The 19,566-nt window shown below is 31.8% G+C and carries 18 protein-coding genes and 2 tRNA genes; 4 read left to right on the plus strand and 16 right to left on the minus strand.

Annotated features, from left to right (window positions below; all coding sequences use genetic code 11):
• Positions 1-155: 155 nt before the first annotated feature.
• A complete protein-coding gene (locus HXZ74_RS12955; RefSeq protein ID WP_038332978.1) occupies positions 156-857 on the minus strand; it encodes a DUF6261 family protein in 702 nt (233 codons plus the stop codon).
• Positions 858-1,305: 448 nt separating this feature from the next.
• On the opposite strand from HXZ74_RS12955, the gene HXZ74_RS12960 reads away from it, so the two are divergent.
• Entirely contained in the window at positions 1,306-2,166 is an 861-nt protein-coding gene (locus HXZ74_RS12960) for a hypothetical protein (protein WP_038332976.1), read from the plus strand.
• Positions 2,167-2,248: 82 nt separating this feature from the next.
• On the opposite strand, the gene HXZ74_RS12965 is transcribed toward HXZ74_RS12960, so the two are convergent.
• The 5 genes from HXZ74_RS12965 to HXZ74_RS12985 all read right to left on the minus strand — a co-directional run bounded on the left by HXZ74_RS12965 (position 2,249) and on the right by HXZ74_RS12985 (position 8,368).
• Entirely contained in the window at positions 2,249-2,902 is a 654-nt protein-coding gene (locus HXZ74_RS12965; protein ID WP_286475754.1) for a phosphoribosylanthranilate isomerase, read from the minus strand.
• Between the two features lie 85 nt (positions 2,903-2,987).
• A complete protein-coding gene (gene prfA, locus HXZ74_RS12970) occupies positions 2,988-4,079 on the minus strand; it encodes a peptide chain release factor 1 (RefSeq protein WP_038332970.1) in 1,092 nt (363 codons plus the stop codon).
• 109 nt (positions 4,080-4,188) lie between these two features.
• The gene (locus tag HXZ74_RS12975) at positions 4,189-5,106 is read right to left on the minus strand and encodes a T9SS-dependent choice-of-anchor J family protein (protein ID WP_286475756.1); all 918 of its coding nucleotides are present in this window, start codon (positions 5,104-5,106) and stop codon (positions 4,189-4,191) included.
• A gap of 176 nt (positions 5,107-5,282) precedes the next feature.
• Positions 5,283-7,469 carry a glutamine synthetase III family protein gene (locus HXZ74_RS12980; RefSeq protein ID WP_286475757.1) on the minus strand — a complete coding sequence of 729 codons (2,187 nt, stop codon included), beginning with the start codon at positions 7,467-7,469 and terminating at the stop codon, positions 5,283-5,285.
• A gap of 485 nt (positions 7,470-7,954) precedes the next feature.
• Positions 7,955-8,368, minus strand: a complete 414-nt coding sequence (locus HXZ74_RS12985; RefSeq protein ID WP_038332961.1) for a DUF4293 domain-containing protein — start codon at positions 8,366-8,368, stop codon at positions 7,955-7,957.
• A gap of 174 nt (positions 8,369-8,542) precedes the next feature.
• On the opposite strand from HXZ74_RS12985, the gene rho reads away from it, so the two are divergent.
• Positions 8,543-10,198, plus strand: a complete 1,656-nt coding sequence (rho, locus tag HXZ74_RS12990; RefSeq protein WP_286475760.1) for a transcription termination factor Rho — start codon at positions 8,543-8,545, stop codon at positions 10,196-10,198.
• Positions 10,199-10,323: 125 nt separating this feature from the next.
• Here the strand turns inward: rho and HXZ74_RS12995 are convergent.
• The 4 genes from HXZ74_RS12995 to HXZ74_RS13010 form a co-directional block, all read right to left on the minus strand.
• Positions 10,324-10,407 (minus strand) — tRNA-Leu (locus HXZ74_RS12995).
• A 23-nt stretch (positions 10,408-10,430) separates the two neighbouring features.
• Positions 10,431-10,503 (minus strand) — tRNA-Gly (locus HXZ74_RS13000).
• A gap of 169 nt (positions 10,504-10,672) precedes the next feature.
• Positions 10,673-11,152, minus strand: coding sequence for a DNA-deoxyinosine glycosylase (locus tag HXZ74_RS13005; RefSeq protein WP_286475762.1), 480 nt, complete (start codon positions 11,150-11,152; stop codon positions 10,673-10,675).
• 74 nt (positions 11,153-11,226) lie between these two features.
• Positions 11,227-13,143, minus strand: a complete 1,917-nt coding sequence (locus HXZ74_RS13010; protein WP_038332953.1) for an ABC-F family ATP-binding cassette domain-containing protein — start codon at positions 13,141-13,143, stop codon at positions 11,227-11,229.
• Between the two features lie 107 nt (positions 13,144-13,250).
• On the opposite strand from HXZ74_RS13010, the gene HXZ74_RS13015 reads away from it, so the two are divergent.
• Positions 13,251-13,571, plus strand: coding sequence for a hypothetical protein (locus HXZ74_RS13015; protein ID WP_280062439.1), 321 nt, complete (start codon positions 13,251-13,253; stop codon positions 13,569-13,571).
• A 244-nt stretch (positions 13,572-13,815) separates the two neighbouring features.
• On the opposite strand, the gene HXZ74_RS13020 is transcribed toward HXZ74_RS13015, so the two are convergent.
• Genes HXZ74_RS13020 through HXZ74_RS13030 form a run of 3 tightly spaced genes read right to left on the minus strand, consistent with a single transcriptional unit; the run spans position 13,816 to position 15,531 of the window.
• Positions 13,816-14,277: a hypothetical protein gene (locus HXZ74_RS13020; protein WP_286475764.1), complete on the minus strand. Its 462-nt coding sequence runs from the start codon at positions 14,275-14,277 to the stop codon at positions 13,816-13,818.
• An 11-nt stretch (positions 14,278-14,288) separates the two neighbouring features.
• Positions 14,289-15,347 carry an NAD(P)/FAD-dependent oxidoreductase gene (locus tag HXZ74_RS13025; protein WP_286475766.1) on the minus strand — a complete coding sequence of 353 codons (1,059 nt, stop codon included), beginning with the start codon at positions 15,345-15,347 and terminating at the stop codon, positions 14,289-14,291.
• Between the two features lie 40 nt (positions 15,348-15,387).
• Positions 15,388-15,531: a hypothetical protein gene (locus HXZ74_RS13030; RefSeq protein ID WP_286475768.1), complete on the minus strand. Its 144-nt coding sequence runs from the start codon at positions 15,529-15,531 to the stop codon at positions 15,388-15,390.
• Between the two features lie 144 nt (positions 15,532-15,675).
• On the opposite strand from HXZ74_RS13030, the gene HXZ74_RS13035 reads away from it, so the two are divergent.
• The gene (locus tag HXZ74_RS13035) at positions 15,676-16,473 is read left to right on the plus strand and encodes an endonuclease/exonuclease/phosphatase family protein (protein WP_286475770.1); all 798 of its coding nucleotides are present in this window, start codon (positions 15,676-15,678) and stop codon (positions 16,471-16,473) included.
• Positions 16,474-16,587: 114 nt separating this feature from the next.
• On the opposite strand, the gene HXZ74_RS13040 is transcribed toward HXZ74_RS13035, so the two are convergent.
• The 3 genes from HXZ74_RS13040 to porM form a co-directional block, all read right to left on the minus strand.
• On the minus strand, positions 16,588-16,971 hold the full coding sequence (locus HXZ74_RS13040) for a hypothetical protein (protein ID WP_286475772.1): 384 nt from the start codon (positions 16,969-16,971) through the stop codon (positions 16,588-16,590).
• A 76-nt stretch (positions 16,972-17,047) separates the two neighbouring features.
• A complete protein-coding gene (gene porN / locus HXZ74_RS13045) occupies positions 17,048-17,950 on the minus strand; it encodes a type IX secretion system ring subunit PorN/GldN (protein ID WP_038332933.1) in 903 nt (300 codons plus the stop codon).
• A gap of 23 nt (positions 17,951-17,973) precedes the next feature.
• Positions 17,974-19,542 carry a type IX secretion system motor protein PorM/GldM gene (porM, locus tag HXZ74_RS13050; protein ID WP_286475774.1) on the minus strand — a complete coding sequence of 523 codons (1,569 nt, stop codon included), beginning with the start codon at positions 19,540-19,542 and terminating at the stop codon, positions 17,974-17,976.
• Positions 19,543-19,566 lie beyond the last annotated feature (24 nt).

A 19,566-nucleotide genomic window follows, 5' to 3' on the forward strand; every position in this document is an offset into this window, starting at 1 on the left:
GCATATAATCTAGATTTTGAATAAAACTTCGTCGGTTCGAGTGATTTTTAGAAATACATAAAATTGTATCGAAACCTAAATTCTACACTCCCCTACCCCCTCTTAAGAGGGGAATATTATCCCCTTGAGGGGATTATAGGGGTGTTTAAAATATCTTAATTTGGATTATCTCCTTTATTTGTAAGCAGCGCACTATTCTTTGCCGCTTTCACAATCTCATTCAAATCGTGGTACAATTTTGTCCAATCAGGCACATCTTTCATTGCTGTAATTAGATTGAGGTAAGATCGCAGCACTTGTTCCAATTCTTTTCGAGTAGATGTTGCACTCGATAATTGACGAAGATCTGCATTAGCTTCGGCTTGTTCTGCAAAAATAACTTCAAATGCTTGATGCTTTGTTTTCAAATCGTCAAAAGCTGTTGCAAGCGCTAAATTTGTAAGACGTTGTGTATTCTCAGGCTTTTCTAATTCTTCGATAAGCTTCTTCAATTGAGCTGTTTCAGCAGAATAGCTCATCAAATCAAGACTTAACCCAAAAGTTCTGAACACACCATACAAAACCTCCGCATCCTGATAATTTGCAACAGAAGTCAATTTGCGGTAACCATTCAGGAAAGCCTTCATGTTACTAAATGCAACATCTCGCTCTTTATCTGCTTCGGCAACATGTTTCCCTTTCCCGCTATAGGTCTGCTTTGTATAAACAGTATCGTATCTGTTATAAGAAGTTTCCAAAGCCAAAAGTAAAGGATGATTTTCTATAATTTTATAATTCCCCGTTTTAGAAGAATTAATTAATCTTTGCGCTAATGTCGCCAGATTTTTTGTAGATAATTTTGATAAATTCACTTTCATAATAGGTAGATTAAGTATTTATAATTCATTTAATTTTAATGTTTTATAAATATAATCAATAAATCTTATAATTATTAATGAGAAAACATTACAAACAGATTTATTTGTAATAAAATCTTCTTAGCAAACATTACAAACACACCTATTTGTAATAAAATCTTCTTGGCAATCATTACAAACACACCTGTTTGCAATTAAATCTTCTTGGCAATCATTACAAACAGACTTGTTTATAATAAAATTTTCTTGACAAACATTATAAACAAACTTGTTTGTAATAAAATCTTCTTGTATTAATTAAGAAAACAAAAACAACTCATTAACTATTATTGTTATATTTAATTATATTTGCGAAAATTAAACGAAATACTGACGTATTTTTTACGAAACTTGATTATGTTTTATTTCGTAAAAAACAATATTAGCCACAATAAAAAACTATATAAAAGTGAAAAAATTCAAATCTTTTTTTAATAACTATATTCTCAAAGGATTATTTTGGATAATTATTTTTGGAGTAATTTCATTATTAATAATATTCTTCTACCAGCAAAATTTAAATACAAGTACATATAAATCTTGGATTGATGGTATCATCAGTGGTGTTGTAACAGCTATAATTTTATTTATAATCCAAGTTTTATGGAAAAAAAACTTATTAGTCTTTATTGAAAATTTATTATATCAGGATGTAAAAATAGAAGGAGAATGGAATGGCTTTATTGTTCCATTTATTGGTTTAGACGAACTTGACAAAATGCAAAAAGAATTAGCTTGGAGTAGATTTAAAGAGATGAGAAAAAAAAATTCTTTTAAATCAGAAGAATCTTTAAAACCGGAATCCAAAGATAATGAAACTAATCCGATGACAACTTCAGCAACAATATATGATGAAAAAACAGGTAAAGAAGAAAAAGTTGAAGCTGAAATTATCTATGACAAAAAAAACAATTCTTCAAACCAATCAACAAAAGAAAGATCTTTTATATCAATTTCAGCAAAACCAATTGTAGTAAGAGCTGAACTAAAGAGAAATGGACATAAAATTACTGGAAAAATAATTGAAATTGGTGGTGCAAGCGATATTCATACATATGAAGTAAATGGCACCTTTAAAAATCTAATTTTAACTGCGAGTTATGAATCGTCTAGTGAAAATCATATTGATAGAGGAGCTTTATCACTTATGCTTATACAGAATGGAAACCTATTAGAAGGATTTTTCTCTTCATACAATGATAATGATCACTGTATGAGTCCTATGAAATGTTATCTCTATAAAAGAAGCAGTAGAACCAATGATATTTAATTGTACTGTGCGCCAAAATAACAACTTCAACTAAATAAGTAATCCTTGTCAAGATTTAAAACCTTGACAAGGTGGTTATTTTCTAACCATTAATAGCTCTAAAAAAAGCTTCTAATTTCTTTTCGTCTAATTTTCCATCAGTTCGTACACCGCTACAAATATCTACACCAAAAGGTTGAACAGCGTCAATCGCTTCACGAACATTATCAGGGTTAAGACCTCCAGCCAAAAATAAAGGAATGTTAATTTCTTCTCTAATTTTTTTGCTAATCACCCAATTGTGTGTGCGTCCAGTTCCGCCCAATTCTTTTACTTTCAAATTAGGATTTCCACTATCCAACAAAATTGCATCTACAAACTGAGATTTTTCTACTGCTTCTTTTACCGAATTTTCATCAATCACATGAATCACTTGTACCAACTTTACCCAAGGTAATTCGTTTCTCAAAATTTGATATTCTTCGTTTTTCAGCTCATCAACCAACTGAATTGTATTCGTATAAACTTTTTTATAATGTTGAATAATTGCTTCTGCAGTTGTTTCACTTGTTAATAAAAACGAAGCCAATGTTGGTGGAATAGTTTTAGTTATATCTTTGATTAAATCATCACCGATTACTCCAGGTCCGCTTGGCATATTACCCACCAAACCTAATCCATTAGCTCCATATTTTATTGCTTGTTGTGCTTCTTCTTTACTACTAATACAACAAATTTTAACTCTTGTTTTCATCATTTGTTTTGATTTTAATATTATAAATATATAAAAAAACACCTCAATTTATTGAAGTGTTTTGTATGTTTAAGATTTAGAATTGATTTTAGAAATCTTCTTCCGAACCTTTTAATTTTTCTGCATTTTCTGCCATTTTCAATGCATCAATCATTTCTTGAATATCTCCATTCATAAAGTTATCCAAATTATAAATTGATTTATTGATACGGTGATCTGTTACACGTCCTTGCGGATAGTTGTATGTACGAATTTTAGCCGAACGGTCACCAGTAGAAACTAACGATTTACGCTGAGCAGAACGTTCTGAATGTTTTTTCTCAAACTCAATTTCATACAATTTTGTACGTAATAATTGTAAGGCTTTTTCACGGTTCTTGTGTTGAGAACGCGCTTCTTGACAAACAATTACAATTCCAGAAGGTTTGTGCGTTAATTGAACTTTTGTTTCAACTTTATTTACATTTTGCCCTCCCGCACCAGACGAACGTGCTGTTTGATACTCCAAATCTGCTGGATTAATCACTACATCCACCTCCTCTGCTTCTGGTAAAACCGCAACTGTAATCGCCGATGTATGCACACGCCCTTGCGATTCTGTTTCAGGAACACGTTGTACACGGTGAACACCCGATTCGTATTTCATCGTTCCATACACTGCATTTCCTTCTACTTGCATCACCAACTCTTTGTATCCTTTTCCAGATGCTTCAGAAGTATTTAAGACTTCGTGTTTCCATCCTTTTTCTTTGAAATACATCGAATACATGCGGTAAATGTCTTCTACGAAAATCGCTGCTTCATCTCCTCCTGTACCAGAACGTAACTCGACAATGATGTTTTTCTCATCTTCTGGATCTTTTGGAATCAACATCATTTTGATTTCTTCCTCTAAAGGTGGAATCGCATTGATTGCTTCGTCTTTTTCTATTTTAGCTAACTCAACCATTTCTGCATCAGAACCATCTTGAATAATTTCGTCTGCTTCCTCAATTACATTGATTAAGTTTTCGTATTGTTTTTGCATTTCAACAAAGTCTTTCAAATCAGAATATTCTTTGTTTAATTTCGCATAACGAGCTTGATCTGTTACGATATCTGGTTGGATGATTAAATCTGCTACCTCATCGAAACGTTGTTTGATTGCTCTTAATTTATCTAATAGACCTAAATCTGCCATATACTTTTATTGGATTGCAAAGATACAATAACTCAAGGGATTCAGAAAATTTGAATAAAAAAAACCGATGATTTCTCATCGGTTTTGTGATTTATTAGTTGTTATATAATTATTTTTTAATAATCTTTTTTACAACTTTAGTTGTTCCATCGTTAATTTTTAAAACATATACTCCTTTTGGTAAAGAAGAAATGTTGTAAGAATCTGCATAATCAAATGATTGTACTTTTTTACCAACCATATCATATAATTCAATTGTAACGTTCGCTTTATTTAAAGTTGTACCTAAATCAATTTTAAAAGAATCTTCAACTGGATTAGGATAAACGTTAGTAACTTGTTTTGTATTAATGTCAGAAGTAGCTAATGATGAATTACCTGAAACACTAAAATCATCAAGAATAAATCCAAATTGATCATTTGAAACACATTGAATAGCTACATAAATTTCTTTCCCATTGTAAGCTGATAAATCATATGAATATTCCGCATATTCAATATCATAATCAATTACTTCACTTTTTAATTTAGTAAAACTTGTTGTATTTGTATCAGTAGTCGAAATTAATACATTAAATTCTTCCATTCCATATTCTTCATCTCCTGCTTTTGCATAAAACTTAAGAACGTTATCAGAAACAGCTAATTTAATTTTAGGAGAGATTAGCCAATCATTATTTTTAGGTTTTGTAGCGGCAAAACTAACCATAGCTTTTTCTCCAGTTCTAGCAGTCCAATCACTTCCTGTTGAAGGAGTTATAACCGGAGTAGTTTTAGTTGAATTAAACACAATATAAGCCATTTGTTTTCCCGAATTAGCAAAAGTAATGCCATTGAAACCATATGTTGTTGACTTATCTCCATCAACTAACGACCAATCACCTATTTTACCTGTATTTACAGTAGAAGTTATACCTCCTACAGAAAAATCAGTATAAGTCTCAAAAGAATCTTCAAAAATAGTTGAAATTTGTGCATTTGCAGAAACTGCTGCAATCGTTAATAAAGAAAATAATTTTTTTTTCATAAGTAATTCATTTTAAATGTTAATATTCAACAAACTTAAAAAAAATATCTTTAAACAACAACATTATAGTGTTAAAAAGTATTTTTTATAATTATTCAAAATAATTACTTTATAAATTATTGGAATAAAAAAAACCGATGATTTCTCATCGGTTTTGTGATTTATTGTTAAAAATATTATCTCGTAAATAATAATTCTCTGTATTTTGTTAAAACCCAGAATTCGTTATCAACCATTAATTCTAACTTATCAGCGTGGTAACGAATTTCATCATAATATGGTTTTACTTTGTCACAATAAGCATGTGCTCTTTCTTCTAAAGATTCAACCACATTTGCCTCTTTACGTGCATCCATCATTAAGTGCAATTTTGCGTTTAATTCGTTTACATGCATCGAAATTTTCTTCAAAATGATTAATTGTTCGCCTGCATATTCTTCATAATCATCTCCAAAAATATCTTTGAATCCTTTAATGTTTTTGATCAATATGTTTTGATATTTGAAAGCTGTCGGAATAATATGATTTCTCACAATATCACCTAAAACACGACCTTCAATCTGAATTTTTTTGATGTAATCTTCTAATTCGATTTCGTAACGCGCTTCAACTTCTGTGTTGTTCATTACATTAAGTTCAGAAAATAAATCCAACGATTTTTGAGAAACTTTTGCTTTTAAAGCAGATGGAGTTGTCTTGTGATTTGACAATCCTCTACGAGCCGCTTCTTCTTCCCATTCTTTGCTGTATCCGTCACCTTCGAATAATATATTCTTTGTTTCTTTAATATATTCACGTAAAACATTGAAAATTGCTTCGTCTTTTTTCAAACCTGTTTCAATCAACGCATCAACTTCTTTTTTGAAATCGATCAATTGTTTTGCTACAATTGCATTCAACGTTGTCATTGCATTTGCACAGTTTGCAGTCGATCCTACAGCGCGGAACTCGAATTTATTTCCTGTAAAAGCAAATGGAGAAGTTCTGTTTCTATCTGTATTGTCTAATAAAACATCTGGAATTTTACCTACAACGTTTAATTTTAAATCAGTTTTTTCTTCAGGAGATAATTTCCCTGTCGAAACACCTTCTAATTCTTCCAATACTTTTGTCAATTGTTGACCAATAAAGATCGAAATAATTGCTGGTGGCGCTTCATTCGCACCTAAACGATGGTCATTAGAAGCCGAAGCGATAGAAGCACGTAACAATTCCTCGTAAATTGAAACCGCTTTGATGGTATTAATAAAGAACGTTAAAAACTGTAAATTGCTGTTTGGTGTTTTTCCTGGTGCTAATAAATTTACTCCAGTATCTGTTGCTAACGACCAGTTATTGTGTTTTCCTGATCCGTTAACTCCTTTGAATGGTTTTTCGTGAAATAATACTTTAAAATGATGACGCTCACCTACTTTTTGCATCACATCCATTAACAATGAATTGTGATCAACTGCTAAATTCGTTTCTTCAAAAATTGGCGCTAACTCAAATTGATTTGGAGCAACTTCATTGTGACGAGTTTTTACAGGAATTCCCAACAACATACATTCATTCTCCAAATCGCGCATATAATTTAAAACACGCGTAGGAATCGAACCAAAATAATGATCTTCTAATTGTTGACCTTTTGCCGAAACATGTCCTAACAACGTTCTACCAGTTTGTAAAATATCTGGACGAGAAGCCGCTAAAGCATCATCAATCAAGAAATATTCTTGTTCCCAGCCTAAAGTCGGCGTTACTTTCTTCACGTTTTTATCGAAAAACTTCGCCACTTCTGTAGCTGATTCATCAATTGATAAAAGTGCTCTTAATAAAGGCGCTTTGTTATCTAAAGCTTCTCCTGTATATGAAACAAATACTGTCGGAATACATAATGTTGTTCCGAAAATAAATGCTGGAGAAGTTGGATCCCAAGCTGTATATCCACGCGCTTCGAATGTATTACGAATTCCTCCATTTGGAAATGAAGACGCGTCTGGTTCTTGTTGAACTAATAATGATCCACTGAATTTTTCTACAGGATCACTTCCGTCAAATGAAGTTTCGAAAAATGCATCATGTTTCTCTGCTGTTGTTCCCGTTAATGGCTGAAACCAGTGTGTATAGTGTGTTACACCTTTGCTCATCGCCCATTCTTTCATTCCTAAAGCAACAAAATCTGCCATTTTACGGTCGATTTTTGTACCATAATCCATTGCAGAACGAACGGCTTTATATGCTTCTGAAGTTAAATGTTGACGCATTGCTTTATCATTGAAAACATTGCTTCCAAAAATTTCTGATTTTTTACCTATTTCAGGAACAGCTACCGGTTTGCGATTGCTTGCGGCTTTTAAAGCTTCAAAACGAAATGATGTCATAAAAAAATAATTTGTGTTGTTTTATGGTACAAAAATAAATAAAAATTAAAAACAAAATAAAAATACCCCCTTTTTTTTAGGGGTCTAATTAAAATTTAACCATAAATAAATCTCACACCCCTATGTTTTGGTTAAAATAATTTAAAAATCAATCTAAAATTAATTTTTATTTAACATTCGAATAATTCTTGGAATGATAATTCGAAAAAATCAGCGTAATTATACAAATTATATGAATAGAAGATTTTAGTAATGTTGTTTAAACTTATTTTAAGCGCATAGATACATAGAAATAGATAAGTTAGATTAGAAATTAATCGTTCTTTATCTTCGATAAAAACGATTCGTACATCTAATATTATTTATGGACTAAAAAAGCTATATATCTATGTGGTGATTTTAAGTATAAATTTAATGAAACGAAAAAAGCAGTTTCAATTGCTTGAAACTGCTTTTAGACACTCATAATATAAAAAGTTTTTGGTCTATCTGAAACGGTCTACTGATTTTACAAGATCATCATCCTTCTTAATCAAACGATTGGCAATTGACAGAAGCACAATCGAAGCTAAAGGAACTAATGCCCAAATACCTTTCTCAGAATTTCCTTCTCCAGGTAATGTTAATAGACAATATACAAAAGAACCAATTAATAAAACATTCAAAATAATGTTTAACCATCCTAAGCTAATTTGTAACTTACGTTTTTTGAAAAACATAATGGTTAAAAATGAAATTAAAGCTGATGAGAAAAAGGCTAACGAAAAAATGTAATCTCCTTTCTCCGGATTTTGTAACCAATTTAATGGAATATCAAACAGCTTATCAAAATTCATGGCGAATATACTCGAAATTATTCCACTTAAGAATAAATATATACTTTGCTTTCTTTGAATCATTTCTTAAATTTCGAATACAAATGTAAAAAAACTTTTTGAGTTTTTATAATTATTCGTACTATTGCATTAATAAATCTCAAATTTATACGCTTTATAACAATTCTATTGTTATGATTCCCAATTACTTTATTGAATAAAAAAATATAAACACATTAATACCTTCATTATAGGATTATGTTTGATATCGAAGAATTAAAATCATTCAAATTACCAGATTTACAACAAGTTGCAGAGCAACTGAAAATCGATGGGTATAAGAAATTAAAAAAAGGCGAATTGTTAGACGCTGTTTTAGGTTTTATCAACAACCAACCAAAGGTTGAGGAAAAAGTTGAAGCTAAAGCAGATACAAAACCTGCCAAAAAAGATAAAGCTGAAAATCTACCTGCAGAAGAAAAGAAACCGAAACGCAAACGAGTTCAGAATTCGGAAGGAGAAGTTCAACAAAAAGAGGCTGTTGTAGAAGAAGTAAAAACTGAAAAAGTTGAAAATACTTCTCCCGAAACAGAAAAAAAAGAAGAAAATAATCCTCGCGTTAATAAATTTCAGGAACGTGCGAACAAAAGCCAAGATCTGAAAAAGAATAACCAAAATAATCAGAATCAGAAGAAAAATAATCAATCTGATAATCGTAATCAAAACGATCAATCTCAACAAAATAATCATCACAACAATCAAAATCAAAAAAATAAATATCGCGCTGCGAATTATGAATTTGATGGAATTATTGAAACTGAAGGTGTTTTAGAGATTTTACCAGATAATAATTATGGTTTTTTACGTTCATCTGATTTTAATTATTTGTCTTCACCTGATGATGTGTATGTTTCGCAATCTCAAATTAGATTATTTGGATTAAAAACGGGAGATACAATTACAGGAGAAGTTCGTCCTCCAAAAGAAGGTGAAAAATATTTTCCTTTAATCAAAATCAAAGAAATCAACGGTCGTACGCCAGATTATGTACGTGATCGTATCGCTTTTGAGCATTTAACTCCTCTTTTCCCTAACGAGAAATTCAATTTAAGTAATTCTAAATCTTTATCAAATCGCGTGATTGACTTATTTACACCAATAGGTAAGGGTCAACGTGGAATGATTGTAGCGCCACCAAAAACGGGTAAAACAACGTTATTGAAAGATATTGCGAATGGAATTGCACAAAATCATCCAGAAGTTTATTTGATTGTTTTATTAATCGATGAGCGTCCGGAAGAGGTAACAGATATGAAGCGTTCGGTAAACGGAGAGGTTATTGCGTCGACGTTTGATGAAGAAGCAAATCGCCATGTAAAAGTTGCGAATATCGTTTTAGAGAAAGCAAAACGTATGGTAGAATGTGGACATGATGTGGTGATTCTTTTAGATTCTATTACACGTTTGGCACGTGCTTACAATACTGTTTCTCCAGCTTCTGGTAAAGTATTATCTGGTGGTGTTGATGCAAATGCATTACACAAACCAAAACGTTTCTTTGGAGCGGCTCGTAACATCGAAAATGGAGGTTCTTTAACAATTATTGCAACTGCTTTGATTGATACAGGTTCTAAGATGGATGAAGTTATTTTCGAGGAATTTAAAGGAACAGGAAACATGGAATTACAATTGGATCGTAAGATTTCGAATAAACGTATTTTCCCTGCGATTGATTTGGTAAGTTCTTCTACGCGTAAAGATGATTTGTTATTAGACGACAAAACACAACAATTAATGTGGGTTCTTCGCAACCATTTATCGGATATGAATCCTGTAGAAGCGATGGAATTCTTACACGATCGTATCAAACATACGCGCTCTAACGAAGAGTTTTTAATCTCTATGAATAAGTAATTTATTACAACTTATAATTTCAAAAACCATCTAAAGTTATTTAGGTGGTTTTTTTTGTTTACCTATTTTATGAAAAATATAGACAATAAAAAAAGCCCAAGAAAATAAATTCTTGAGCTTTGTTGTACCTCAGGCGGGACTTGAACCCGCACGTCCTAATGGACACAGGATTTTAAGTCCTGCGTGTCTACCAATTCCACCACCAAGGCATCCACTTCTAGGAAAGAAGTTGAGCGGGAAACGAGACTCGAACTCGCAACATTCAGCTTGGAAGGCTGACGCTCTACCAATTGAGCTATTCCCGCGATTGTGAGTGCAAATATAGAACAGCTTTTTGAATTACAAAACTTTTAGGAAACATTTTTTTCATAATTATTTTACATCAAAAGCTAAGTTTCTCATCATAATATTTTTAAGCACTAAAATAATTTTACTTTTCTTGGATTAAATTATTTTGAACATGAAAAATTCATCTTAAATAATTGCATTTTTCCAGATTTCAATCAATCGTTCGTAAGAAAATTGAGCATTTGCTGGACTTGTACTTGGCAAAGAAATATACTCTATGGATGTTTTTTCATCAAAATATTTCCAAAATAATTGTTCCGCTTTCTTTCCATTGAAAATTATTTTCTCGATTGTAGGATGTTCATTCAACAATTCATTAATCAGATTTGGCGAAACATTTTTCATATCCACATCCATGCTTCCTTTTCTATCAGCAGAATGCGCAACATCCCAAAGAGCTAATTTATTTTGTAAAATAAGTTGTTTTCTCACTTCATAATCTTCTGAAAATTCTGTCTCAAAAATCTCAAATATCATTTTCCAAAATCGATTACGTGGATGCCCATAATATTGATTGACTTCTAACGATAAATCACCAGGTAAAGAGCCAAGAATTAATGTTTTTGGTTGTTCTGATATAATTGCAGCAAAAGATTGTTTATGCATTTTGTCTTATTCTAAAAATATAATGTACAAAAAAAGTGCTACAAATTGTAGCACTTTTTATTCTATTTCTTTCGTTAGATAATTTGTTCAGAAACCTCCTCCCACTCTAACATTTTTTTATCTAAATCATTTTTCAGATTCGAGTATTTGTCCAATTCTTGTTGCGTTTGCGAACCTGAATGCAATTTATTTTCTAAATCCGCAATCTTCGTTTCTAAATCAGAAATCTCCGTTTCGATTCTTGACAATCTATTTTTAAGGCGTTTTTGCTCTTTTTCTTCCTCAAAAGATAAAACTCGTTTCGCTTGTTCTATTTTAACCTCAATCGGCTTCTCTTCTTTTGGTGCAGCCAAACTATTTCCTTTCTCCACTTCACGGAAACTTCCCGCTTTAATTTGTGCTAAATAATCATCAATTCCAGAAAGATATTCTTTCACTTGACCATTACGGAAATCGAAAACTTTATCTACTAAACCTTCTAAAAATTCACGGTCGTGAGAAACTAAAATTAATGTTCCTGAATATTTTTGCAACGCTTTTTTCAATAATTCTTTTGATACAATATCCAAGTGATTGGTCGGCTCATCCATGATTAATACATTGAATGGACGCAACAATAATTTACACAACGCTAAACGATTTCGCTCACCTCCCGAAAGAACTGAAACTTTTTTCTCTACCGCTTCGCCACCAAACATAAATGCTCCTAAATAGTCGCGAACATGTTTACGTGTTTCTTCTGTTGCAGAATTTTCCGCTTCTTCTAAAACCGTTAATTTATCATTCAAAACATGTGCTTGATTTTGGGCAAAATATCCAATTTCTACATTATGTCCATGTTTTATTTTACCTGAATGTTCTTGTTCGTTGATAATCGCACGCGATAAAGTCGTTTTTCCTTGACCATTTTGACCAACAAAGGCTACTTTTTCTCCACGATTTACATAAAACGAAACATGATCAAAAACTTGATGATCGCCAAAAGCAACTCCTACGTCATCTAACTCGAAAATAATTTTACCTGGCTGAACAGCGTCCACAAAACGGATATTCATCTTCGTCACATCATCATTTTCAATTTCGATGCGTTCTATTTTATCTAATTTTTTGATTAATGATTGCGCCATCGAAGCTTTGTTCGCTTTTGCACGGAATTTGGAAATCAAATCTTCCGTGTGCTTAATCATTTGTTCCTGATTTTTCTGCGCTTGCTCTAATTTCTCACGACGATCTTCACGCAATTCCAAATAACGCGTATAATTCGCCTTGAAATCTGAGATATGACGATTCGCAATTTCGATGGTACGATTGGTTACATTATCCAAAAATTGACGGTCGTGCGAAACCAACACAACAGCACCAGGATAATCTTTCAAGAAATCTTCTAACCAAACAATCGAATCGATATCCAAGTGGTTAGTAGGCTCATCTAAAAGCATTACATCATGTTTTTGCAACAATAGTTTTGCTAATTCAATTCGCATTCTCCAACCTCCAGAAAATTCTTCTGTTGAACGGTGAAAATCTGAATTTTTGAATCCTAAACCAATTAAAATTTGCTCGATTTCAGCATCTTTTGTGTAACCTCCTAAAAGTCCGAAACGTTCTGTTAAATGCGAAATATCTTCGATTAATTTCCCGTATTCGTCTGATTCGTAATCTGTTCTTTCGGCTAATTCTTTGTTTACAAAATCAATACGTTCCTGAATTTCAACCAATTGCTCAAAAGCAGAATCCGCTTCTTGCCAAACCGTTCTTCCTTGTACAAAATCAATATCTTGCGATAAATATCCGATTGTAACGTCGCCTTCATAAACAACTTCACCTTCTGAAGATTGCTGACTTTTGGCTAAAATTTTAAGCAAAGTAGATTTTCCTGCTCCATTTTTCCCTACCAAACCAACACGGTTTCCTTTGTTGATGCGGAACGAAACGTTTTCGAATAAATATCTACCCGCAAAATAAACTCCTAAATTTTGTACTAATAACATTTTGCAAAAATACAATGTTTTTTGTTAGATGAAAACTTATCTCAAAACTATAAGTAGTATATTGTGAAAGTGTTTTAAAAATAACAAGAACCTTTTAATTAATGATTATGAGTAAAATTATTATTGTTCCTATTAACAAAGAAGCTGAATTAAAATTAGATTATGATACAGCTTCTCCAAACGAATTAATCGAAATTAGGTTAAATGAATCAGAATTTAATATTTTATGGAAGAAAGGTGTTTTTGATTTAATTAATCAAACTTGTAATTCAATAATTGATGATTATGAATACGAAAAAATTAATAATTTAACTCTAATTGAAAGCACTTATAATCAATTAAATAAAACATTTCCTGAATGTAAAAATATTATCAATATATTTCATAAAGCATTAGAACTTAAAACAAGTATTCATTTCTATTTTTAATAATATTAAAATCATTTATGAAGATAATAATTGAAAGTTGAAATGAAGGATTTCAAAAAGTAGCTTTAACACAATTACAAATTGACTTACTAAAACTATCATTAAAAGTTGCTAAAAGTAATGTTGACAAATTGTTAAATGGACATTCAATAATAATTGATATCAACGATGAACAATTAGCTTTAACTTTTGTAGAAGAAGCCAAAAATATTAATGCTAATTGTAGAATTTTGTATTGATTTTTTTAAGGTTTTAAACGATAACTCAAAAAATACAAAACAAAACTGATTAAAATTGAAAAAGTTGCTGGCACAAAATAAGCCAATGCAAGATTTTTGGTTGCAATAAAATTAATTGGAAGATTGATTAATCTGAATTGAAAAACTAAAAAACACAATACTACTATCGTTACCGCTATTTTCCAATCGTAATTACGCTTGTGGTTAATCACTGAACATAAAATATACGCCAAAACAATTCCTACAAAACTCAAAATAGTTTTCATTGTAGCTAAATGTTTTAGTTTTTCGCTGATTCCGAATTCATCACTTTTTCTGACCAAAAAAGCAAAATTATCTTTACCCATTGAATGAACTAATTCAATCAAATCTAATTCAGCCAAAACGTAAAATTGTTGAATTCCTAAGAATAACAAAACGCTTGCTACGAGTTGAATTGCGAATATTTTTATGTTAAAGTTTTTCATTCAAAATAGGTTTAAAATCGATCATAGAAACGCGCAATGTCCGCTTCTTTATCAATCGGTTGATTATTTTCTAAAAATTCGTACAAATCATCCACCATCACAGGCGCTAACATTGTTCCACGCGTTCCCATTCCATTCAAACAAATCAATTGTTGATACGTTGGATGCGCTCCAATAATCGGACGACGATCGACAACAGTTGGACGAATTGACGCATGTTGCTCCACAACTTCAAAATCATCTTTGAAAAAATTCTGAACACCTTCAACCAAATATTTCTTAGCTTCTTCAGTATTTTCATAATTCACATGATCGCGATCGTAAGTTGCACCTACAAAATATTGATTATTTTCTAAAGGCATCAAAAATTCTTTTCCTTTCACAACTGCTTCGGGTAAATTGGCATCAGTTTCAATTTTCAACACTTCACCTTTTACACCAATTACAGGTAAATTTTTGAAATAAGGATTGTTCAAAATATTATAACCTTCAGCAAAAATTATTTTAGTTGCCTCGATATTTTTATAGCTCGTTTGATTATCTGCCAATTTTAATTCTGCGAAATCAAAAGTTTCATCTAAAAAAGCATCATTTTCGACTAAATAATCTTTAAAATCAGCCAGAAGATTTGTCAAATCAACACGACCAGTATGCAAAACTTCACCAGAACCAATCGGAGAATTGATTGAAGAAAAATCATTCAATTGTTCTGTATCCGTTGCTAAATAATCAATCAAATCTGGATGAGTTGTCGCTTTTTTCAGCCACGTTTTTTTCTCTTGTTCGTCATTAAAAATTCTATAAACAGGAAAATTGTAGATATATTTTTTGTTAAATAATTGTTCAAAATCACCAAAAACTTCGCGCAATCTTTCGATTTGTTTTGTCGCATTCCAAACAATTGAAAAACGTTTTAGCACAACAGGATTAAAAATTCCAGCAGCAATCGCCGATGCTTTATGAAAATGATTATCAATTACCACAAAAGATTTCTTTTCCTGCAACAATTTCATCGCCATACAACTCCCTGCAACACCTTGACCAACGATGATATATTCTACTTTTTTCAATTTCTAAAATTTGCTTACAAAGGTAAATAATGTTTCGGTTTTACTTATCTTTATTCTTAAAATCAACCATTTTATGCAAATATTCTATACCATAATTTCTTGCCTCATTATCCTTTCCGTAATTATTCCTTTCATCAAACATACACATTGGACGGTTAGAGTTTTTGATTATCCGCGATTTCAAAAATTTGTTTTGGTAATTGCAACTTGTATTTTATACATTTTTGTACCTAAAACTTCAGTCACAATAAGTCTATTTATTTGTTTAATTTTTACTGCGATTTATTTGCTTTGGGTCATTATTCCTTATTCTCCTTTTGGTAAAAAAATGATTGAACAAGTAAGCCTAAAACCAAATGAAAAACCACTTGATTTACTTGTTTATAATGTTTTACAAGACAATACGAAATATCAAAATTTGGTTGAATTAATTAAGAAAAGAAATCCTGATATTGTTTTTTTATTGGAAACGAACAACGAATGGATGGAAAAAATAAAAGAGGCTACAAACGATTTTGAGTACAAAATAGAAGTTCCGTTAGAGAATACTTATGGATTATTGTTTTATTCTAAATTACCTATAAAATATCAAGAAATTAATTATTTAATCAGCACAGAGATCCCTTCAATTATTGCTGATATCGAATATAATAATCAAATTGTTCGTTTGTATGGTTTACATCCAACTCCGCCAGTTCCGCAAGAAAATGAAGAAAGTGCTGAACGCGATGCTGAGATTTTGATCATTGGAAAACAAGCGAAAGAATATGGAAAAGCATGTATTGTTTTTGGAGATTTGAATGATGTTGCGTGGAGCAGAACAACACGTTTATTTTTGAAAACTTCACAACTTTTAGATCCTCGTCGTGGTCGTGGAATGTTCAATACTTTTCATGCACATCATTGGTTTTTACGTTGGCCTTTGGATCATTATTTTTTGAGTTCTCAATTTCGATTAATTGATATGATACGAGAACCAAATATTGGTTCGGATCATTTTCCTATCAGTATTCAAGTTGTTTTACGTAGTGATGATGATTCGGGAGAAATGAAATTGGACCATGAAGAGAAGGTTGAAGTTGAAGAAAAAATAGAGGAAGGAATTGAAAAAGGAGACGCGAATTAGATTTTAGATTTTAGATTTTAGATTTTAGATTTTAGATTTTAGATTTTAGATTTTAGAAAGTTAAATTCTTATAAATACACAAACAAGAAAATCCAGTAGATGACTGGATTTTTTCTATTTTAATTCTATCATAACCATTCCAAATGATTCGCCTCTTCTTCCGTAAAGAGCTTCGATTGTTTTATCTTTTTTATACTCAAAAGATTTTAATTGACCTACAGAAATATCATTCAAATCTTTCAATTTCATCGATTCAAATTTACCAGAGTTTCTTTTTATCTGCACACTAAGCTCATCAGTGTTTATCAATAGTTTCTCTCCTTCAAAAGTATTTAATGAATTAATGTAAATGCTCTCTACAAACTCTTTTAAAGTTTTTCTATCTGAGCTTTCATCTAATTTTGTTGTTGTTTTTTTAATAGAGTTCGTTAAAACTTTTTGTTGTCCAAAACTATTAATTGATATTATTAGTAATGATAATAATAAAATATTTTTCATGGCTTTTATTTAATTTGAACTAAAGTTTAAACAAAAAATCCAGTCAAATGACTGGATTCTTTGTTTTGTATTCTGATTAGTAATTCCACATATCAGCTTCTGACTGAATGATAGAATTTCTAATTTTGTGATGTTCTTCTAATTGACCTTTCGCATCATTTGGAATGTAATCATCAATCATTTTCGTTCCATACATTGTTTGAGCTTTGTAAATAATAGAACTAAATCTACGTGCATTTAACATCTCATCATATGTAATTGCCGAATTTGAATTACTTGGATTGAATACCGTTGCATTCACCAAAACATTACGAGCATCTGGATACCAAATCCAGAACAAATCTACGAAAGCTCCGTCAGCAAACTCTGTTCCTAACGATTGCGCATCAGGTCCCATAATTGCTAAACCTAACAAACGATATTTTAATTCTCCTAAACGACGGTCGATGTACCATAGACCTTTCGTTTTTACCATTTTGATATCGTCAGATTTAATTTTATAATTAAAAATAGCAGCTTCGTCAGGAGTTTCTCCAGCAGCTTTCATATCGTAGTAATACTGTTGTGTATCTTTCTTCTCATTACGAGCCATAATTTGCTCATAACTCATTTTAGTTTGAAAGTACTCATCGTCGTAAACTTCTCTAATCTTTTTGCTACGAACTCCGTCAACCAATACATCGTATAAAGATTTAGAATTTTGCACTAACTCATCACCAGATCTATAATATGGTTGATTTAGACGCTCATTCAAATCAATTACTTCCCATACAACTTTCGACCATAAAACATCTTTATCTTCGATAAAGCCATATTTCATAGGATCTTGAGCCGTACTTACTGTATCTCCAGCTTCATCAACTCTTGTTTTATTTTCGCGGTCTTTTCTTAACTGTTCTGGCGAAACAGCATTAAGAACATTTTGCGCCATTGTAAGAGTTGAGAAAAAACTCATTAAACCAAACAAAAGATACTTCATATTTTAAATTTTTACTTTTTAAATTATTGTACTTGAATTGCGATAGATGATGCTTCTCCAGTTGCTCCTGAATTTGTACGATATTTAATATCGAACACACCAATAATATCACCTTTTTTCGCTTTCGAAATAACTCCAGCCGCTCCTGACATTTTATTTCCAGAAACACGAGCCGTTGCCTGACCAGGAACTTTTACATTGAAAGATGTTACTTCACCCGAAATTGGGAATAAGAAATCTGGCCAATCTACGCGAATTGTTTGTGCTGCAATTCCATTATCTGGAATAGCTGGACTTGTATTTCCTAGAATTACACCACGTGCTGGTGGAACTGGTTTGATACGGAATGTTTCGCGAACAGATAATGTTTTACCAGAACTTGCTCTTGCAGATGCCGTAAACACCACTTCGTTTCCTCCTCCAGGCGTATAATTCCATTTGTTCGCTCCAGCTCCAGAAGGACTTCCAGAAGAAGCACTTAAACTAACTGGTCCGTTTGCTCCATTAATTGTCGCTGAGATAGGGTTAGATACTCCACGGTAAACAACACGTAAATTATCTGCAACAATAGAACCTCCTGTTGGATCTTTTTCAATAATCTCTGCAGCCTTTTTATCTAATGTTTGTGCTACAACTTGATAAGTTGAAGGTGCAATATTAACCGTTTTCGTTTGTCCATTCGATACATAAGTAATGTTACCTGTTAATTGATGCATACCAACTGATGATGTATTCAACTTAATAGATGCTTTACCATCAACAACAGCTGCAGAACCAACACTTGTAGAAACAGAACCTTTGATTGAATTATCGTAAGCTCCTAAAACTACATTAAGAACAGCTTCATCACCAACTTTCACAACACCTGGCGATAAGAATAAACCTTGGAAAGCATCCAACTCGATTTTTTCTTCTAATTTACCAGATAATAACGCTCTTACTAAGTTACCTTCTTCTGTACGTGCATCCATTTGCATTTTAGATAAATTCGTTAATGAGGCAACCATTGGTTGATCATAGAATTTCTCTTGCATCCAGCTTTGATTTTTCGTTTTTGGAGTTGTTCCAAAAAATTCGTTGATACGAGCTTCAGCATTTTTAGCATCTGGACTTTGCTTAGCGAAAGTCATTAAGAAATTTCTGAAACCATCAATTTTGTTTGTAAACTCTTGTGCTTTCTCATTTCCTTTATCACCTCCTTTTCCTTTAAAAAATAAAGAAACAACAGGCTCTGTATTAGACAATGCATTGTAATCTGTATCTTCTGATCCTGAAACAAAATCAGCACCAGCTAATTCTTTTTTCAATCCATCGATATAAGCAACAAAATCATTTGTTTGCTTTTTAACTTCTGCAGCATCTGCTTGAGTTTTTGCATAAGTTGGGTCGTCCTTCGCTTTTAGATCAATTTGACCATAGAAGGTATCGTTATTTGTTTTCGTTAAAGTCGTTGTTGACTCTAAAGAAGTATTTATCGTTTCGAAAGATCTCAACACCTCACGATCCACGTTCAAAGCCATCATTGCAATGAACACGAGATACATCAGGTTGATCATCTTCTGACGTCCGGTTAGTCTACCACCTCCTGCCATAATAATTTATAGAATTAATGAATA

Origin of the sequence: Empedobacter sp. R750, from assembly GCF_030324345.1 — a bacterium.
Classification (GTDB): Bacteria; Bacteroidota; Bacteroidia; order Flavobacteriales; family Weeksellaceae; genus Empedobacter; species Empedobacter falsenii_C.

Bases quoted from the DNA above. Each gene is read 5' to 3' on its own strand.
- porN (WP_038332933.1), bottom strand. From the start codon at position 17,950: ATGAAGTATCTTTTGTTTGGTTTAATGAGTTTTTTCTCAACTCTTACA.
- HXZ74_RS13020 (WP_286475764.1), bottom strand. From the start codon at position 14,277: ATGAAAAACTTTAACATAAAAATATTCGCAATTCAACTCGTAGCAAGC.
- prfA (WP_038332970.1), bottom strand. From the start codon at position 4,079: ATGGCAGATTTAGGTCTATTAGATAAATTAAGAGCAATCAAACAACGT.
- HXZ74_RS12975 (WP_286475756.1), bottom strand. From the start codon at position 5,106: ATGAAAAAAAAATTATTTTCTTTATTAACGATTGCAGCAGTTTCTGCA.
- HXZ74_RS13010 (WP_038332953.1), bottom strand. From the start codon at position 13,143: ATGTTATTAGTACAAAATTTAGGAGTTTATTTTGCGGGTAGATATTTA.
- HXZ74_RS13040 (WP_286475772.1), bottom strand. From the start codon at position 16,971: ATGAAAAATATTTTATTATTATCATTACTAATAATATCAATTAATAGT.
- HXZ74_RS13015 (WP_280062439.1), top strand. From the start codon at position 13,251: ATGAGTAAAATTATTATTGTTCCTATTAACAAAGAAGCTGAATTAAAA.
- porM (WP_286475774.1), bottom strand. From the start codon at position 19,542: ATGGCAGGAGGTGGTAGACTAACCGGACGTCAGAAGATGATCAACCTG.
- HXZ74_RS12980 (WP_286475757.1), bottom strand. From the start codon at position 7,469: ATGACATCATTTCGTTTTGAAGCTTTAAAAGCCGCAAGCAATCGCAAA.
- HXZ74_RS13035 (WP_286475770.1), top strand. From the start codon at position 15,676: ATGATTGAACAAGTAAGCCTAAAACCAAATGAAAAACCACTTGATTTA.
- HXZ74_RS13005 (WP_286475762.1), bottom strand. From the start codon at position 11,152: ATGCATAAACAATCTTTTGCTGCAATTATATCAGAACAACCAAAAACA.
- HXZ74_RS12965 (WP_286475754.1), bottom strand. From the start codon at position 2,902: ATGATGAAAACAAGAGTTAAAATTTGTTGTATTAGTAGTAAAGAAGAA.
- HXZ74_RS12955 (WP_038332978.1), bottom strand. From the start codon at position 857: ATGAAAGTGAATTTATCAAAATTATCTACAAAAAATCTGGCGACATTA.
- HXZ74_RS12985 (WP_038332961.1), bottom strand. From the start codon at position 8,368: ATGATTCAAAGAAAGCAAAGTATATATTTATTCTTAAGTGGAATAATT.
- rho (WP_286475760.1), top strand. From the start codon at position 8,543: ATGTTTGATATCGAAGAATTAAAATCATTCAAATTACCAGATTTACAA.